Source organism: Bradyrhizobium sp. USDA 4504, assembly GCF_054063995.1.
In genome coordinates, this window is sequence record NZ_JBSSGV010000001.1 from 1,136,711 (window position 1) to 1,151,792 (window position 15,082).

Consider the following 15,082-nt stretch of genomic DNA (forward strand, 5'->3'; position numbering starts at 1 on the left):
CCTCAATTAAAAACAGGGGGAACGTCGCGATGGGCTATTCAGCCAGGATCGTCGGGATTGCCATGGCCGCGGCAGCGCTGCTGCTTTCCGCGGGCGCCGGCGCGCAGGAAGTCAAGCACTACCGCTTCGCGCACGATCAGCAGCTCAACACCGGATACAGCGTGGCCTACGATATGTTCTCCGCCAAGCTCAAGGAGTTGAGCAAGGGGACCATGATCGTCGACCAGTATCCGGGAGCGCAGCTCGGACAGGAGCCGCAGCTGCTGCAGCTCGTGAAATCCGGAGACATTGAATTCGCCATCATCTCGTCGGCGAACACCGCGACTATCTCGCCGCAGGCCGGTGTGATGTCGCTGCATTTCCTGTTCCGCGACGCCAACCATGTGGTGAAGGCCCTTGCCGATCAGAAGGTGATTGACGCGATCAAGGCGATGATCGACGACACGTCGCAAGGCCTTCATGTCATCGCGACGGGCAGCCAAGGCGTAAGAAGCATCTACGCCAGGAAGGAAATCCACAACGTCAGCGACCTCAAGGGTGTAAAGATTCGCGTTCAGGCGACGGCTACGGAAGACACGATCTTCCCGGCTTACGCCGCGCAAACCGTCCATATGCCGTTCGGCAGCGTGTACACGTCGCTGCAGACCGGCGTCGTCGAGGCGGCGGAAAACAGCGTGAATGTTTACCTCGTCAATAAGCACTACGAAGTCGCGCCGGTGCTCTCGATGACCGAGCATGAGGCCAACAATGCGCTGTTGTTCATCAGCGACAGGCTGTGGCAGAGCCTTTCAGCCGAGCAGAAGGCCTGGGTGACGACAGCGGCCGCCGAGGTGAGCGCCAAGGAGCCGGCGAAGGCGTTCGAACTGGAGAAGAATGCGGCTGCAAAACTGAAGTCATTCGGCGTCAAGGTGGTCGAGGATGTGGACAAGAAGAGCTTTACCGCGATCGCCGATCCCTATCTCGACAAGCTCGCCAAGGATCTCGGGCCGCATGCGGAGAAGATTAAGAATTTGATCCGCGCGGTCAACTAGCCCACTTCCTGCGTCGTCCCGGCGAAGGCCGGGACCCATACGCCGCGGCTCGTCCATTGAAGCACCGGGCCGCCGTTCTTTCTCAAAGCATCAGGCGCCGGTGGTTATGGGTCCCGGCCTTCGCCGGGACGACATACGAGGACGGAGCATTCGATGGCCATCGCCGACACACTGGTGCTGCAACGGCAGCGGCATCTGAAATGGCGGGCGCTCGACCGGCTCGAGCTGATCCTGATGATGCTGTGCGGCCTGCTGTGCTTCGGCTTCTCGCTATCGGTGACCGCCGATATCGTCACCCGCACCATCGGTCATCCCTGGCTGTGGCTGCAGGAGGTGACCTCGACGCTGTTCATCTACGCGATCTTCATCGGGGCCGCGGTCGCGACACGGCGCAACGACCATCTCTATCTCACCGCGATCTCCGAAGCGCTGCATGGCAGGTCGCGGCTGATCGTCGAGATCGTCATCCGTCTGGTGGTGCTGGGTGTCGCCTTCTGCCTGGTCTGGTACGGCTATCAAAATTACCTCCGAGGCTTCGGCAGCTTCCGCCTGCCGTCCGGTACGCCGATCGCCTCGCTCTATGCGGTGATCCCGCTGTCCGGCATCCTGATCGGCCTGTTCACGATCGAGCAGCTCGTCAATGGGATCCGCAATGGCTTCGACCATCCGGAGCCGCCGGATGACCACCTTCCGATTCCTGCGATCGATACCCGCGCGACGACGGGAGTGCAGCCGTGAGCGCACCGGTCGTGCTTGCGCTGATGTCGTTCTGCTTCCTGTTCTTCGGCTATCTCGGCGTGCCCGTGCCGTTCTCGCTGATGGCTGGCGTGTTCGTCGGCGCAGTGCTATCAGACGTCTCGCTGGCGGCGATCATCCAGAAGGTCTTCGACGGCGTCGATTCCGAGGCGCTGCTTGCGATCCCGTTCTTCCTGCTGGTCGGCGAGCTCATGAGCTCCGCAAATGTCGTGGTCCGCATCGCCAATCTCTCGGTCTCGCTGGTCGGCCATATCAGGGGCGGGCTGTCGCAGGTCGTCGTCGTCTTCAGCATGTTCTTCTCGGAGATGTCCGGCTCGACCACCGCCGACGTCGCGGTCATGAGCCGGGCGCTCGGTGGGCCGATGCGGCGGGAAGGGTACGAGCCGGCCTTCATCGCCGCGATCATCGCCTCGGCGTCGACGATCGCAGCGCTGGTGCCGCCGAGCATCACGGCGGTCGTCTATGGCGCGGTCGGCAATGTCTCGATCGCCGGGCTGTTCATGGCCGGTGTGGTCCCCGGACTGATGATCGGCTTCGGGCTGATGATCTACTGCTACTTCTTCGGTCCCTCGGGCCTGCGCAAGCCGCGTGCGCCGCCGCGCCAGGTTGCGTTCGCCGCCGGTGACGCGGCGCTGCCGATGATGATCCCGGTGATCCTGCTGGGCGGCATCCTGACCGGCTGGTTCACGCCGACCGAGGCCGGCGTGGTCGCGGTCGCCTACATCATCGTCGTGGTGATCCCGGCGCTGAACCGCGGGCACCTGAAGAAGATCCCGTATGATTTCTGCCTCGCCGGCCTGATCTTCTCGCTGCCGCTGATCACGATCGGCGCGGCGAACGCGTTCGGCTGGATGCTGGCCTATCTGCGCGGCGCGATCTACATCGCCGACTGGATCACCTCGATCGCCGGTAACGACCCGCACCTCATCATGCTCTTGATGGTGTTGCTGTTCACCGTGGTCGGCGACTTCATCGAGCCGGTGCCGACCATCATCATCTTCATGCCGCTGGTCAACGCCTTGACCCAGGCCGGCGACATCAACGGCGTGCACATGGGCGTGGTGCTGATCGCAACGCTGGCGTTCGGCCTGATCACGCCGCCCTACGGGCTCGTGCTGCTGATGGCCTCGAAATTCGTCGGCATCAGTTTTGCAAAAGCGTTGCGGGCGGCGTTGCCGATCTATGTCGTGTTCCTGGTCACGATCTGCTTCACGATCTATTTTCCGAAGGTCGTGCTGTGGCTGCCCAAGCAGGTGATCCCGGAATCGGTCGGCTGCTTCAAGGCACCCGGCGGCACGGGGTACATTTGCCCGAACTAGCCAAACCTCTACTTCGACTTGCTGGTGAACTTCTTCACGGCGACGCGGAAATCATCGGTATGCATCGCCGTGATGATCTTGTGTTCCTCGGCGTCGAGCTGCTGCTTGGTCGGCGTGGTGGCGGCCTGATAGACCAGTGATTTGGTCCCCGCGATCGCGGCGGGCGGATTTTGCGCCAGACGCTCGGCGAGCTGCCGCGTCGCCGCCTTCAGCTCGGCCGCGGGGACGGTCTTGACGACGAGACCCCATTCATAGGCCTGCTGCGCGGTGAAGCCATCCTCGGCCAGGAAAATCTGCAGCGCGCGGCGGGTACCGACCGTGCCGACGATGCCGACCGTGCTGCCGCCATCCGGCGATACGCCGATCTTGGCATAGGCGGGCGTGAAGCGGGCATCCTCTGCGGCGATACACAGGTCGGTCACGAACGCGAGGCCCATGCCGGCTCCGGCCGCCGAACCATGCACGCTGGATAGCACGATCTTCGGCATCCGCCGGACCGTCTCGATGAAGGCATGGTAGTGGTGAAGCATCTCGCCGACCACGGGGGCGACATTGTTGGCTTCGGTCGCGGCGCCGATGGTCTGCAAATCGCCACCGGCGCAGAAGGCGCGGCCTTCGCCCTCGATGACCAGTACGCGAACGTCCTTGTTGGCTTCGACCTCGGCGCTGAGCTGCTCGAGCTTCTTGGCAATCGTCATGTCGATCGCGTTGAACGCGGCCGGCCGGTTCAGTGTGATGGTCGCGATGGCGCCGTCGATGCGGAGCAAAGCGGGGTCGGTGGCGGAGGGGGCGGGTGCTGGCATATTGAAGACCTTGGGCTTGTTGGTTCCGGACATTTAAGGCCTTGGCGGGAGCCGTGGCAATCCGGCCCGGCGCCCGGGGGCCGCGGGCGCGCCCAGAATCGCCTGGGACCCCCTTGCATCGGTACGAGCCATGAGGCCAAATGGCGTGCGCCTTCGGTACGCAGACACGAGCGCTGTGGGGACGGGGCAAGCAAGCTAACATCGACAAGAGGAAACGGCATGGGTCACTCCTGCTCGCGCGTATTTGGGTTGTTCCGATGACAGGCTCGGTCATCATCGTCGGCGCCGGACACGCCGGCTTCCAGCTCGCGGCGTCGCTGCGCCAGGCCGGCTTCGCCGAGCGCATCGCCCTGATCAATGACGAAGGCCATTTGCCGTATCAGCGGCCGCCGCTGTCGAAGGCCTATCTGAAAGGGACCGGCGGGCCCGAGAGCCTGATGTTCCGGCCCGACAAGTTCTACCAGGACAACAAGATCGAGCTGATCACCGATCGCGCCCATGCGATCGACCGCAATGCGCGGAAGGTGGCGCTCGCCTCCGGCGCGTCGCTCGATTACGGACACCTGGTGTTCGCAACCGGCGCGCGGAACCGGCTGCTGGATATCCCCAACGCCAAGCTCGACGCAGTCCGCTACCTGCGCATTCTGGATGAGAGCCAGGCGCTGCGCGACTTGATCGCGCCCGGCATGCGCGTCGTCGTGATCGGTGCGGGCTTCATCGGGCTCGAATTCGCCGCCACTGCCCGGGCCAAGGGCCTCGAGGTCGACGTGGTCGAGCTTGCCTCCCGCGTGATGGCGCGGGCGGTGACCGCGGAGATTTCCGAGTTCTCGCAATCCCGCCACAGCGCGGCCGGCATCCGGATTCACCTCGGGGTGCAGGTCACGGCGATCGAGGCCGATGGCGGCAAGGTTACCGGTGTCAGCCTGAGCAACGGCACGCATATCCCGGCCGACCTCGTCGTGGTCGGCGTCGGTGTGCTGCCGAATGTCGAGCTTGCGGCGGAGGCCGGGCTGCCGGTGGCATCCGGCATCATCGTCGACGAGCATCTGTTGACCGCCGATCCGAATGTCTCCGCGATCGGCGATTGCGCGCTCTATACCAGCAAACGCTTCGGCGGGTCGCTGCGGCTGGAGTCGGTGCAGAATGCGACCGACCATGCGCGCTGCGTGGCGTCGCGGCTGACCGGCAAGACCGAGGTCTATGACGGTCTGCCGTGGTTCTGGAGCGACCAGGGCCCCGACAAGCTGCAGATGGCGGGTCTCACCACCGGCTACGACCGCGTCGTAGTGCGCGGCGACCGCGCGCAGGGCGCGTTCTCGGCGTTCTGCTATCGCGGCGACAAGCTGCTCGGCATCGAATCGATCAATCGCGCCGGCGATCACATGTTCGGCCGCCGGCTGCTCGGCGCCGACGGCTCGATTACGCCGGAGCAGGCGGCGGATGCGAGCTTTGATCTGAAGAGTGCGCTGGCGCAAATGTAAGCAAGCGTCGTCCCGGCGAAAGCCGGGACCCATACTCCGTGGCAGTCGTTGGCGGAGACGAACGCAGTTGCCACGCGTGTGCCCCCAAACTGTGGCCGGTGGTTATGGGTCCCGGCCTTCGCCGGGACGACTTGGGGAGAGAGCGTCCTCCACCTCATCCGCCGTCGGCATCGACGGCGCGGCTCCCATCCGTTGCACGCAAATCGAGGCGGCGGCGTTGGCGTAGGCCAGCGCGTCGCCGAGCGGCTTGCCGATGGCGAGCTGTGAGGCGAGGGCGCCGACGAAGCAATCGCCGGCGCCTGTGGTGTCGACGGCCTTGACCTCGCGTCCCGGCACGAGCAGCGGCTGGTTGTCGACCAGCGCCAGCACGCCGCGCTTTCCGAGCGTGACGCAGACGATCCTGCCTTGCCCCAACGCCCGGGCCGCCTCGGAGAAGCGCTCCGGCGTGTCGCTGTCGCGCAGCCCCGTGCCAGTCAGGTAGCCGAGTTCGGTCTCGTTCAGAACGAGGATGTCGACGAGATCGAGCAGAGCCTTGTCGGCCTGTTTTGCCGGTGCCGGATTGAGGATCGTGGTGGCGCCGACGGCGCGGGCGCGCCGGAAGAAGGCAGCGATCGCCGGCAGCGGGATCTCGAACTGGCTGACCGCGACGTCACCCTTCATAAGTGAGGGGACCTTGACATCATGAGCGTCAACGAGCCCGTTGGCGCCTGGCACGACGACAATCGTGTTGTCGGCATTGGCGAGCGTGATGATCGCCGTGCCGGAATGCGTGCCGTGCGTGGTCTTGACCGAGGTGAGATCGACGCCTTGCGCGGCAAGGAACGCTCGCAGCTCCTTGCCGAACGCATCGGTGCCGAGCCGGCCGATCAGCGTGGTCGCTACGCCGAGCTTGGCCGAAGCCACCGCCTGGTTGGCGCCCTTGCCTCCGGGAAAATAGAGCACGGCCTCGCCGGCGACGGTTTCGCCGATCCGCGGATGGCGCTCGGCGGTCGCCACCACGTCCATATTGATGCTGCCGGCGACGAAGACGTGCCTCATGACTAGCCCCGTTCACCGATATCAGGCCTCGGCGCGAAATTCCTGCTTGACCGCTGCGATATCGGCGAGTGTCGGCAAGCCGGCCTCGTTGCCGAGCTTCTGGATCTTGAAGGTCGAGGCTGCACGCGCGAACTTGAAGTGCTCATGCCAGCCTTTGCTCGGGTTCGAAAGGTAAGAGTAGATGTAGGCGCCGTGGAAGACGTCGCCGGCGCCGTTGGTGTCGATCACGCGCGCGCGCGGGATCGGGAAGGCCGGCAGCGTGCGCACTGTGCCGGCCTCGTCATACCAGAGCAGGCCGCGCTCGCCCATGGTGACGCCGCCGACCTTGCAGCCGCGGCTCTTGAGATAGTCGAGCATCTGCTCCGGCGTCTTGTCCATCTGCTCGCACAGGCGTTCGGCAACGATCGCAATGTCGATGAATGCGAGCAGCTCGTGGGTGTTGGTGCGCAGGCCGCCGCCGTCGAGCGAGGTCAGGATGCCGTCCTCGCGGCACAGCTTCGCATAATGGATCGCGGCGTCCGGCTGGTGTCCGTCGATGTGCAGCGCGCGGCAGCCCTTGATGTTCAGCAGCGGAAAGGGGTGGATGTGCTGGTCGTCGCGGCAGCGGACGATGGCGCGCTTGCCGTCGTTCGGCATGATGAAGGACAGCGAGGAGGAGTTGACCTTGCGGGGGTGGAACGAGATGCCGTACCTGTCGGCCATGTCCCAGAACATCCGTCCGAGCCAGTCATTGGCCATGGTGGCGATCAGGTCCGGCGGGACGCCGAGCTTGGCGCAGCAGAATGCTGCGGTCACGGCGTTGCCGCCGAACGACACCGCATAGGCGTCGGCGACGTGCTTTTCGTCGCCGACGGGCATGTGATCTGTGATGAAGGTGACGTCGATATAGGTCTGTCCGATGAAGAGGGCCTGCATTCGCTTTCCGTCGTGGCTTGGTGTGGTCCCGGCCGGCGGTTCCAGACTAGCATTGCTGATCGGCCGATATCGCTGAAAATATTCGCAACCCTGCCTGGTTTACAGGTAGAGATGATGGCTGCGCCGGGCCGTTCTGGCATGCGGCATAACGGCCGGCGGCAGTCCGTGGTTCCGGGTTGGGTTAAGGGAGAAACACAATGACGGCAGATTCGGGGAGGTTGCAGCCATGATTACCGGTCTCGATCACATCGTCGTCCTGACCAGTGACATCGCTGCTGCCAGCGCGGCCTATGAGGCGCTGTTCGCGCGGACGCCTTCCTGGCGCTACAGTGGCGGTGGTGCGAACCGCACGCTGTTCACGCTCGACAACACCACGCTGGAATTGGTGGCGCCGCTCGGCGACGATGACGCAGCCCAGCGCATCCGCAGCGCGCTCGTTACGCAAGGTGAGGGGCTTGCGAGCCTCTGCTTCCGCACCAGCGACATCGCCAGGACACACCGCCGGCTCGACCGGCTGACGCTGAAGCCCGAACCCGTCACTGAAGTCGAAAGCCGCGACGAGACCAGCGGCGCCGTGCTGTCGTGGAAGCGTACGCGGGCCGCGACCGATGCGACGCGCGGCGTGCGCATGTTCTTCCTGGAACGCGAGCAGGAGCGGCCGTTGTCGGTGCGTACCACGACCGCATCGATCACCGCGATGGATCATGTGGTGGTTTCGACCGCCGACCCGGAACGCGCCGCCGCGCTCTATGGCGCGCGGCTCGGGCTCGACATGGCGCTCGACCGGTCGCATCCGGAGTGGGGCCGGCTGATGTTCTTCCGCTGCGGCGACCTCGTGGTCGAGGTCACGCACCGGCCGGGCAAGGAAAACGACAAGGCGGAGGCCGACGCGCCGGACCGGCTGCGCGGCATCTGCTGGCGCGTCGCCGATATCGACGCCACACGTGCGCGGCTGATCGCCGCTGGCGTCGACGTCTCCGAGGTTCGTACCGGCCGCAAGCCCGGCACGCGCGTGATGACCGTGCGCAACGGCACCTGCGGCGTGCCGACGCTGCTGGTGCAGCCTTCGCAAGGAAAACCGGACTAGGGCGCGTTTCATGCGCGCGTCGTCATGACAGCGTGCATCCGGGAATGGCAGGGAGAACGCTGCATGCCGCGTCTGCGAGAAATATTCCCGCATGGCCGTCACGACAACATTCGTTCTCAAACGTCGTTCGTCATGCTACATTCATCAATTCAGCATCACGGGCGATCGATTTGGCCAAGGCAAAGCGAATACAGAGATGGCAGCGCGACCCCCAGGGGATGCGGCTGCGGATTCTCGAGGCTGCCAAGCAGGAATTCGCCGCCCATGGCCTCGCCGGCGCGCGGGTCGACCGCATCGCGGCCAATGCCGACGCCAACAAACGTATGCTGTACTACCACGTCGGCAACAAAGAGGATCTTTATCTCGAGGTGCTGGAAGGCGCCTATGAGAAGATCCGTGCCGAGGAACGCACCCTCGATCTCGAGCATCTCGATCCGCCCGAGGCAATCGGGCGCCTGATCGACTTCACGTGGAACTATTTTCTTCGCAACCCCGAGTTCCTGGCGCTGCTGAACACCGAAAACCTCGCCAAGGCAAAACACCTAAAGCGTTCGACCAAGGTCAAGTCGATGCACTCGCCCTTTGTCGAGATGATCCGCACCGTGGTGACGCGCGGGGTCGAGAGCGGCGATTTCCGCGTCGCGGTCGATCCGGTGCAGCTCTACATCTCGATCGCCGGGCTCGCATTCTTCTATCTCTCCAACAGCGCCACGCTGAGCGTGATCTTCGGCCGCGACCTCTTGAAGAAGGACGCCCGCGACGAGCGCCTCGAGCATATGACCGCGCTGGTGTTGGCGGCGCTGACCGGCAAATCCACGGCAGCGTTCGGTGGCGCGATGCCGGTGCTGCGCGCGGCCGAGCACCGCGTGGTGTGAGGTCTTGCGATCATTGCGGTGATCCGTAGCCCGGATGGAGCCAACGGGTCGCGCGAACGCGCGCCCGATGACAGGCTCCGCGCAATCCGGGGAGTTGCATGCGCGGATAGCGGTCCCGGGTTTCGCTGCGCTTCATCCGGGCTACGAAGTCTCATCCGACAAAAATTCTCACCTGACGAAAGTCGCGTATTTCGGCGCGATTTTGCCGCGCGCTTGGGGCTGGACAGTATTTATCCAACGAGTTAATTTCTGAACGAACAGAGAGACTGCAAAGGGAGCGTGACGTGGCGGAGGCAAAGAGCCCTTCGGGCCTGTCGAAGGTGCTGAATGCGGCGTGGGTACGTCCGTTCCTGTTTTTGGTTGTCATCGTGGCGGCCTGGGACCTCGCGATCCGCTTGTTCCATATTCCCGCCTACCAAATTCCCTCGCCCGGCGACGTCGTCGCGGTGCTCTGGAGCGACTGGCCGGAACTGCTGCGGCAGTCCTGGCCGACAACCTATGCAACGATCTGCGGCTTCCTGCTCTCGGCGCTGTTCGGCATTCCCGTTGCGATGCTGATCGCGGGCTCGAAGACGATCGAGAGCTACGTCTATCCGCTGCTGGTGTTCTCCCAATCCGTGCCGAAGATCGCGATCGCGCCGCTGTTCGTGGTGTGGTTCGGCTTCGGCATCATCCCCAAGGTGATCTCCGCGTTCCTGCTCGGCTTCTTCCCCGTGGTGGTGTCGGCGGTGCAGGGCTTCAAGTCGGTCGACCCTGATATGGTCGATCTGGCGCGCGCGATGCAGGGCAGCCGCTTCCAGGTGTTCCGTGCGGTCAACCTGCCGCACGCGATGCCCGCGATCTTCTCCGGCCTGAAAGTCTCGGTGACGCTCGCCGTGGTCGGCGCCGTCGTCGGCGAGTTCGTCGGCTCCAATTCCGGCATCGGCTATGTGATGCAGCGCTCGATCGGCACCTTCGACCTGCCGACGATGTTCGCCGCGCTGGTGATCCTCGCGCTGCTCGGCGTCATCCTGTTCTGGATCGTCGACCGCATCGAGCGGCTGGTGATCCCCTGGCACGTCAGCCAGCGCGACGACATCATTTTTGCTTCATAGGGATATCGCAGAGCCACCTAGCGAAAAGGGAAGCCGTCATTGCGAGCGAAGCGAAGCAATCCATCGCGCCACAAGCTGAGAAATGGATTGCTTCGTCGCTCTCGCTCCTCGCAATGACGAAAAACAGGGAGAGAACGTGATGCGATTGATCACTGCTGTCATTGCCGCACTGGCCTGGACCGCGCTTGCGGTGGCCCCTGCATCTGCGGCCGACAAGGTCGTGCTGATGCTGAACTGGTACGTCTACGGCGAGCACGCGCCGTTCTATTACGGCAAGGCCAAGGGCATCTATGCCACTGAGGGCATCGACCTCGAGATCCAGGAAGGCCGCGGCTCGGCCGCGACCACGCAGGCGGTGGCCGCCAAGACCGCCGATTTCGGCTATGTCGACGTGCCGACGATGATGCGCGCGGCCGTGAAGGGTGCGCCGGTGATTGCCACCGGCGTGCTGCTGCAGACCAGCCCGATGTCGGCGATGAGCCTTGCCGACAAGAACATCAGGAAGCCGGAGGACATCAAGGGCAAGACGGTCGCGATCACGCCGGCGGATTCGATGACGCAGATCTGGCCGCTGTTCCTGAAGAAGACCGGTCTGAAGGAAAGCGATTTCAACACCGTCGCCGGCGACGGCCAGACCAAGCTCAACGCCGTGATCAACGGCCAAGCCGACCTGCTGCTCGGCTACGTCATGGACCAGTCGATGAAGATCAAGGACGCCACCGGCAAGGACGTCTATCCGATCAAGTTCGCCGACTACGGCATCAACATGGTGTCGTCGGGCATCATCGCGAACTCCGACTATGTGAAGGCCAATGCCGACCTGGTCCGCCGCTTCATGTCGGCGACGACAAAGGCGGTGGAAGCCGCGGAGAAGGACCCCAAGGCGGCTGCGCAGTCGATCCTCGACGCCAACCCGAAGGGCGGCAAGATCGACACGTTGACGCAAGGCTTCGAGCTGACGATCCCGCTCTATCGTACGCCGGAGACCAGGACCAAGCGGCCGTTCCAGGTCACCGACCAGAACATGACCGAGTCGGTCAATTTGATGGTCGAGTATGGCGGCCTCGACGCCAAGGCCAAGGCCAATCCGAAGGCGTTCTACACCAACGACTATCTGCCGAAGGGTGACTCGTGAGCGCAACAAACACCGTCATTCCGGGGCGATGCGAAGCATCGAACCCGGAATCTCGAGATTCCGGGTCTGGTCCTTCGGACCATCCCGGAATGACAGCATTCTACATCCCAGTGGATTCGACAGAATGAATCCTGCAACCAAACCAGCCGATGTTCAGCCCGCCGCGCATCTGCGCCTGGTGTCGGACCGCGCCGCGGATGCCACGCCGGGTATCAAACTCTCCGGCGTCTCGAAGACCTACCGGTCACGCGACGGCGATGTGCCGTCGCTGCGGCCGCTCGACTTCACCATCAACGACGGCGAGTTCTTTGTCGTGGTCGGGCCCTCCGGCTGCGGCAAGTCCACGCTGCTCAAGATGATCTCGGGCCTGCTGCCGCCGACGACCGGCGAGGTGCTGGTCGACGGCGAGCCGGTGACCAGGCCGCACGGCAATGTCGGCATCGTGTTCCAGAACGCGCTGCTGCTGCCGTGGCGCAACATCCTCTCCAACGTGATGTTGCCGATCGACATGAAGCAGCTGCCGCGGGACAAGTATCTCGCGCGCGCCAAGGATCTGCTGAAGCTGGTCGGCCTCGAAGGTTTCGAGAAGAAGCTGCCCTGGCAGCTTTCCGGCGGCATGCAGCAGCGCGCCTCGATCTGTCGCGCCCTGGTGCACGACCCCAAGATCATGCTGATGGACGAGCCGTTCGGCGCGCTCGACGCCATGACGCGCGAGCGGATGAATGTCGAATTGATGCGGATCCAGCGCGAGACCGGCAAGACGGTCCTGTTGATCACGCACTCGATCCCGGAAGCCGTGTTCCTCGCCGACCGCGTGCTCGTGATGACCGAGCGGCCCGGCGCGATCGCCGCGATCTACGACGTGCCGATGCCACGGCCGCGCTCGCTCGAGACGATGTCCGATCCTGTCTTCAACGAACTGGTGCAGCGGATCCGGAAGCATTTCTTCTCACAGGGGTCGCTGGACTAACACCCGAGCCGTCAATGCCGCTTCGCCTCAAAGTCAACGATATCGCCTTCTTCGAACGGCCGCTGGTGTTCGCCCGGCCGTTCCGCTTCGGCGCGGTGACGATCACCGCATCGACGCAGATGTTCGTGCGGGTCGAGATCGAGGTGGAAGGCAAGGGCCGCGCCACCGGCGCCAGCGCCGAGATGCTGGCGCCGAGATGGTTCGACAAGCGGCCGCATCTCACCGAAGCGCAGTCGCTCGACGGGCTTCGCCGCTCGCTTGCGATCGCGCGCGGGCTCTATCTGGCGAACAAGGGTCTTGAGACCGCGTTTGGCCTCCACGCCGAACGTATCGGCCCGCAGGTTGCGGCCTGCGCAGCTGAAGACATTCCGCCGCTTGCCGCCGGCTTTGGCCCGGCCGAGATCGACAAGGCGATCCTGGATGCGCTGCTGCGCGCCGCCGGCGCGAACTTCTTCGACGGCATGGCCGGCAATATCGCCGGCATCGACGAGCGGCTGACGCCTGATCTAGACGACGCGGCGATCGCGCGGTTTCTGTCGACGCGCCAACGGCTCGAGCGTGTCGCCGTCAGGCACACGGTCGGAATGGACGACAAGGTTGAAGGCGAGGGCGGCGTCGCCGACCGCAACGAGAACGCCGGTGCGCGCTATTTCAAGCTTAAGCTGAACGGCGATCCCGCACATGACGCGGCGCGGCTGGCGCGGATCGGCGGCGAGCTCGCAAAGCTGCCTTACGCAACCAGGATCACGCTCGACGCCAACGAGCAATATGCCGACCTTGCCGCGCTGAACGCGCTGGTCGACCGGCTCGACCATGACGCGGTGCTGCAGCCGATCAGGGCAAACCTGCTCTATATCGAGCAGCCGATGCCGCGCGATATCACAAGAGCCTCGCCGCTCGGGAAACTGGCGGCGTACGGCTTCATCATCGACGAAGCCGACGATTGCTATGACGCATTCCCGCAGGCCCGCGTGCTCGGCTATCGCGGCATCTCCTCGAAATCCTGCAAGGGCATCTACAAGTCCATCATCAACGCCACCCGCGCGGCGGCGTGGAACGCTGAGAGCGGCGGGTATTTCATCAGCGGCGAGGACCTGACCTGCCAGGCCGGGCTCGGCGTGCAGCAGGACCTCGCGCTCGGGGCGCTGATCGGCGTCACCCATGCTGAGCGCAACGGACATCATTATGTCGATGGCTTTGCCGACACCCCGGCCGACGAAGCCGACGCCTTCTTCACCGCGCATTCCGATCTCTACGCGCGCGCGGGCAGCAAGGTCCGCCTCGCGATCCATGACGGCGATCTGCTGACGGAATCGATCGCCGCCGCGCCGGGCTTTGCCAGTTCGATCCATCCGGACTGGTCCACCATGCAGCCGCTCAAGCGGCCAACACCACGCGTTTCGCAGGAGCAAGCAGTATGACGACCAAACGCCTCGGCCTGATCATGAACGGCGTCACCGGCCGGATGGGGCTCAACCAGCATCTGATCCGCTCGATCGTCGCGATCCGCGAGCAGGGCGGTGTGCGGCTCGCGAACGGCGACCGCGTCATGCCCGATCCGATCCTGGTCGGCCGCGACGCCGAGAAGGTCGGCGCGTTGGCAAAACGCTACAACATCGAACGCCACACCACCGATCTCGATCGTGCGCTCGCGGACAACGGCGACACCGTGTTCTTCGACGCCGCGACCACGCAGGCGCGGCCCTCGCTGCTGATCAAGGCGATCAACGCCGGCAAGCATGTCTATTGCGAGAAGCCGATCGCGACCAACCTCGAGGAGGCCGTTGCGGTCGTGAAGCTCGCCAATGCCAGGGGCCTCAAGCACGGCACCGTGCAGGACAAGCTGTTCCTGCCGGGCCTGAAGAAGCTCGCTTTCCTGCGCGACTCCGGCTTCTTCGGCCGCATGCTCTCGGTGCGCGGCGAGTTCGGCTATTGGGTGTTCGAGGGCGGCTGGCAGGAAGCGCAGCGGCCGTCGTGGAACTACCGCGCCGAGGACGGCGGCGGCATCATCCTCGACATGGTCTGCCACTGGCGCTACGTGCTCGACAATCTGTTCGGCGAAGTCGAGAGCGTGACCTGCCTCGGCACGACTGACATCCCCGAGCGCTATGACGAGAAGGGCAAGAAATACCAGGCGACCGCCGATGATTCCGCCTACGCTACCTTCCGCCTGAAGGGTGGCGTCATTGCGCACATCAACATGAGCTGGGTGACGCGGGTCTACCGCGACGACCTCGTCACCTTCCAGGTCGACGGCACCCATGGCTCGGCGGTGGCGGGCCTGACCGACTGCGTGATCCAGGCACGCCAGGCGACGCCGCGGCCGGTGTGGAATCCGGACGAGAAGCGGATGCATGATTTCTATGCCGACTGGCAGAAGCTGCCTGAGAACGTCGTCTACGACAACGGCTTCAAGGAACAGTGGGAGATGTTCATCCGCCATGTCTGCGAGGACGCGCCCTACAAATACACCCTGCTCGAAGGCGCCAAGGGCGTGCAGCTCGCCGAATGCGCGCTGAAGAGCTGGAAGGAGCGGCGCTGGATCGACGTCGCCCCGATATCAGTCTGAGAAGGGACC

General features: G+C 64.3%; 14 protein-coding genes. 11 read left to right on the plus strand and 3 right to left on the minus strand.

Annotated elements, in window-relative coordinates; genetic code table 11:
- The first annotated feature begins 29 nt into the window (after window positions 1-29).
- The 3 genes from ACVMB1_RS04860 to ACVMB1_RS04870 all read left to right on the plus strand — a co-directional run bounded on the left by ACVMB1_RS04860 (window position 30) and on the right by ACVMB1_RS04870 (window position 3,106).
- Window positions 30-1,031 (plus strand): TRAP transporter substrate-binding protein, encoded by a 1,002-nt coding sequence (locus ACVMB1_RS04860; RefSeq protein ID WP_057017493.1) that lies wholly within the window; start codon window positions 30-32, stop codon window positions 1,029-1,031.
- 153 nt (window positions 1,032-1,184) lie between these two features.
- On the plus strand, window positions 1,185-1,769 hold the full coding sequence (locus ACVMB1_RS04865; RefSeq protein WP_076826996.1) for a TRAP transporter small permease: 585 nt from the start codon (window positions 1,185-1,187) through the stop codon (window positions 1,767-1,769).
- Entirely contained in the window at window positions 1,766-3,106 is a 1,341-nt protein-coding gene (locus ACVMB1_RS04870; RefSeq protein WP_316397731.1) for a TRAP transporter large permease, read from the plus strand. The genes ACVMB1_RS04865 and ACVMB1_RS04870 overlap by 4 nt, the downstream gene beginning before the upstream one ends.
- 8 nt (window positions 3,107-3,114) lie before the next feature.
- On the opposite strand, the gene ACVMB1_RS04875 is transcribed toward ACVMB1_RS04870, so the two are convergent.
- Entirely contained in the window at window positions 3,115-3,909 is a 795-nt protein-coding gene (locus tag ACVMB1_RS04875; RefSeq protein ID WP_253587458.1) for an enoyl-CoA hydratase/isomerase family protein, read from the minus strand.
- A gap of 257 nt (window positions 3,910-4,166) precedes the next feature.
- Between ACVMB1_RS04875 and ACVMB1_RS04880 the strand changes: the two genes are divergently transcribed.
- Window positions 4,167-5,390, plus strand: a complete 1,224-nt coding sequence (locus tag ACVMB1_RS04880) for an NAD(P)/FAD-dependent oxidoreductase (RefSeq protein WP_456848308.1) — start codon at window positions 4,167-4,169, stop codon at window positions 5,388-5,390.
- Between the two features lie 102 nt (window positions 5,391-5,492).
- On the opposite strand, the gene rbsK is transcribed toward ACVMB1_RS04880, so the two are convergent.
- Window positions 5,493-6,428, minus strand: coding sequence for a ribokinase (gene rbsK / locus ACVMB1_RS04885; RefSeq protein WP_168857803.1), 936 nt, complete (start codon window positions 6,426-6,428; stop codon window positions 5,493-5,495).
- A gap of 21 nt (window positions 6,429-6,449) precedes the next feature.
- Complete coding sequence (locus tag ACVMB1_RS04890) at window positions 6,450-7,343, minus strand: sugar kinase (RefSeq protein ID WP_018270479.1); 894 nt, start codon at window positions 7,341-7,343, stop codon at window positions 6,450-6,452.
- Window positions 7,344-7,569: 226 nt separating this feature from the next.
- Between ACVMB1_RS04890 and ACVMB1_RS04895 the strand changes: the two genes are divergently transcribed.
- The 7 genes from ACVMB1_RS04895 (at window position 7,570) to ACVMB1_RS04925 (ending at window position 15,073) form a co-directional block, all read left to right on the plus strand.
- The gene (locus ACVMB1_RS04895) at window positions 7,570-8,430 is read left to right on the plus strand and encodes a VOC family protein (protein WP_076826992.1); all 861 of its coding nucleotides are present in this window, start codon (window positions 7,570-7,572) and stop codon (window positions 8,428-8,430) included.
- Between the two features lie 218 nt (window positions 8,431-8,648).
- A complete protein-coding gene (locus tag ACVMB1_RS04900) occupies window positions 8,649-9,305 on the plus strand; it encodes a TetR/AcrR family transcriptional regulator (RefSeq protein ID WP_057017592.1) in 657 nt (218 codons plus the stop codon).
- 284 nt (window positions 9,306-9,589) lie between these two features.
- The gene (locus ACVMB1_RS04905; RefSeq protein WP_057017593.1) at window positions 9,590-10,399 is read left to right on the plus strand and encodes an ABC transporter permease; all 810 of its coding nucleotides are present in this window, start codon (window positions 9,590-9,592) and stop codon (window positions 10,397-10,399) included.
- 136 nt (window positions 10,400-10,535) lie between these two features.
- The gene (locus tag ACVMB1_RS04910) at window positions 10,536-11,534 is read left to right on the plus strand and encodes an ABC transporter substrate-binding protein (protein ID WP_057017654.1); all 999 of its coding nucleotides are present in this window, start codon (window positions 10,536-10,538) and stop codon (window positions 11,532-11,534) included.
- Between the two features lie 124 nt (window positions 11,535-11,658).
- On the plus strand, window positions 11,659-12,504 hold the full coding sequence (locus tag ACVMB1_RS04915; protein WP_253587456.1) for an ABC transporter ATP-binding protein: 846 nt from the start codon (window positions 11,659-11,661) through the stop codon (window positions 12,502-12,504).
- 14 nt (window positions 12,505-12,518) lie between these two features.
- Window positions 12,519-13,925, plus strand: coding sequence for a hypothetical protein (locus ACVMB1_RS04920; protein ID WP_456814122.1), 1,407 nt, complete (start codon window positions 12,519-12,521; stop codon window positions 13,923-13,925).
- Complete coding sequence (locus ACVMB1_RS04925; protein WP_456814123.1) at window positions 13,922-15,073, plus strand: Gfo/Idh/MocA family protein; 1,152 nt, start codon at window positions 13,922-13,924, stop codon at window positions 15,071-15,073. The genes ACVMB1_RS04920 and ACVMB1_RS04925 overlap by 4 nt, the downstream gene beginning before the upstream one ends.
- Window positions 15,074-15,082 lie beyond the last annotated feature (9 nt).

Bases quoted from the DNA above. Each gene is read 5' to 3' on its own strand.
- ACVMB1_RS04860 (WP_057017493.1), top strand. From the start codon at position 30: ATGGGCTATTCAGCCAGGATCGTCGGGATTGCCATGGCCGCGGCAGCG.
- ACVMB1_RS04865 (WP_076826996.1), top strand. From the start codon at position 1,185: ATGGCCATCGCCGACACACTGGTGCTGCAACGGCAGCGGCATCTGAAA.
- ACVMB1_RS04875 (WP_253587458.1), bottom strand. From the start codon at position 3,909: ATGCCAGCACCCGCCCCCTCCGCCACCGACCCCGCTTTGCTCCGCATC.
- ACVMB1_RS04880 (WP_456848308.1), top strand. From the start codon at position 4,167: ATGACAGGCTCGGTCATCATCGTCGGCGCCGGACACGCCGGCTTCCAG.
- rbsK (WP_168857803.1), bottom strand. From the start codon at position 6,428: ATGAGGCACGTCTTCGTCGCCGGCAGCATCAATATGGACGTGGTGGCG.
- ACVMB1_RS04890 (WP_018270479.1), bottom strand. From the start codon at position 7,343: ATGCAGGCCCTCTTCATCGGACAGACCTATATCGACGTCACCTTCATC.
- ACVMB1_RS04895 (WP_076826992.1), top strand. From the start codon at position 7,570: ATGATTACCGGTCTCGATCACATCGTCGTCCTGACCAGTGACATCGCT.
- ACVMB1_RS04900 (WP_057017592.1), top strand. From the start codon at position 8,649: ATGCGGCTGCGGATTCTCGAGGCTGCCAAGCAGGAATTCGCCGCCCAT.
- ACVMB1_RS04915 (WP_253587456.1), top strand. From the start codon at position 11,659: ATGAATCCTGCAACCAAACCAGCCGATGTTCAGCCCGCCGCGCATCTG.
- ACVMB1_RS04920 (WP_456814122.1), top strand. From the start codon at position 12,519: ATGCCGCTTCGCCTCAAAGTCAACGATATCGCCTTCTTCGAACGGCCG.
- ACVMB1_RS04925 (WP_456814123.1), top strand. From the start codon at position 13,922: ATGACGACCAAACGCCTCGGCCTGATCATGAACGGCGTCACCGGCCGG.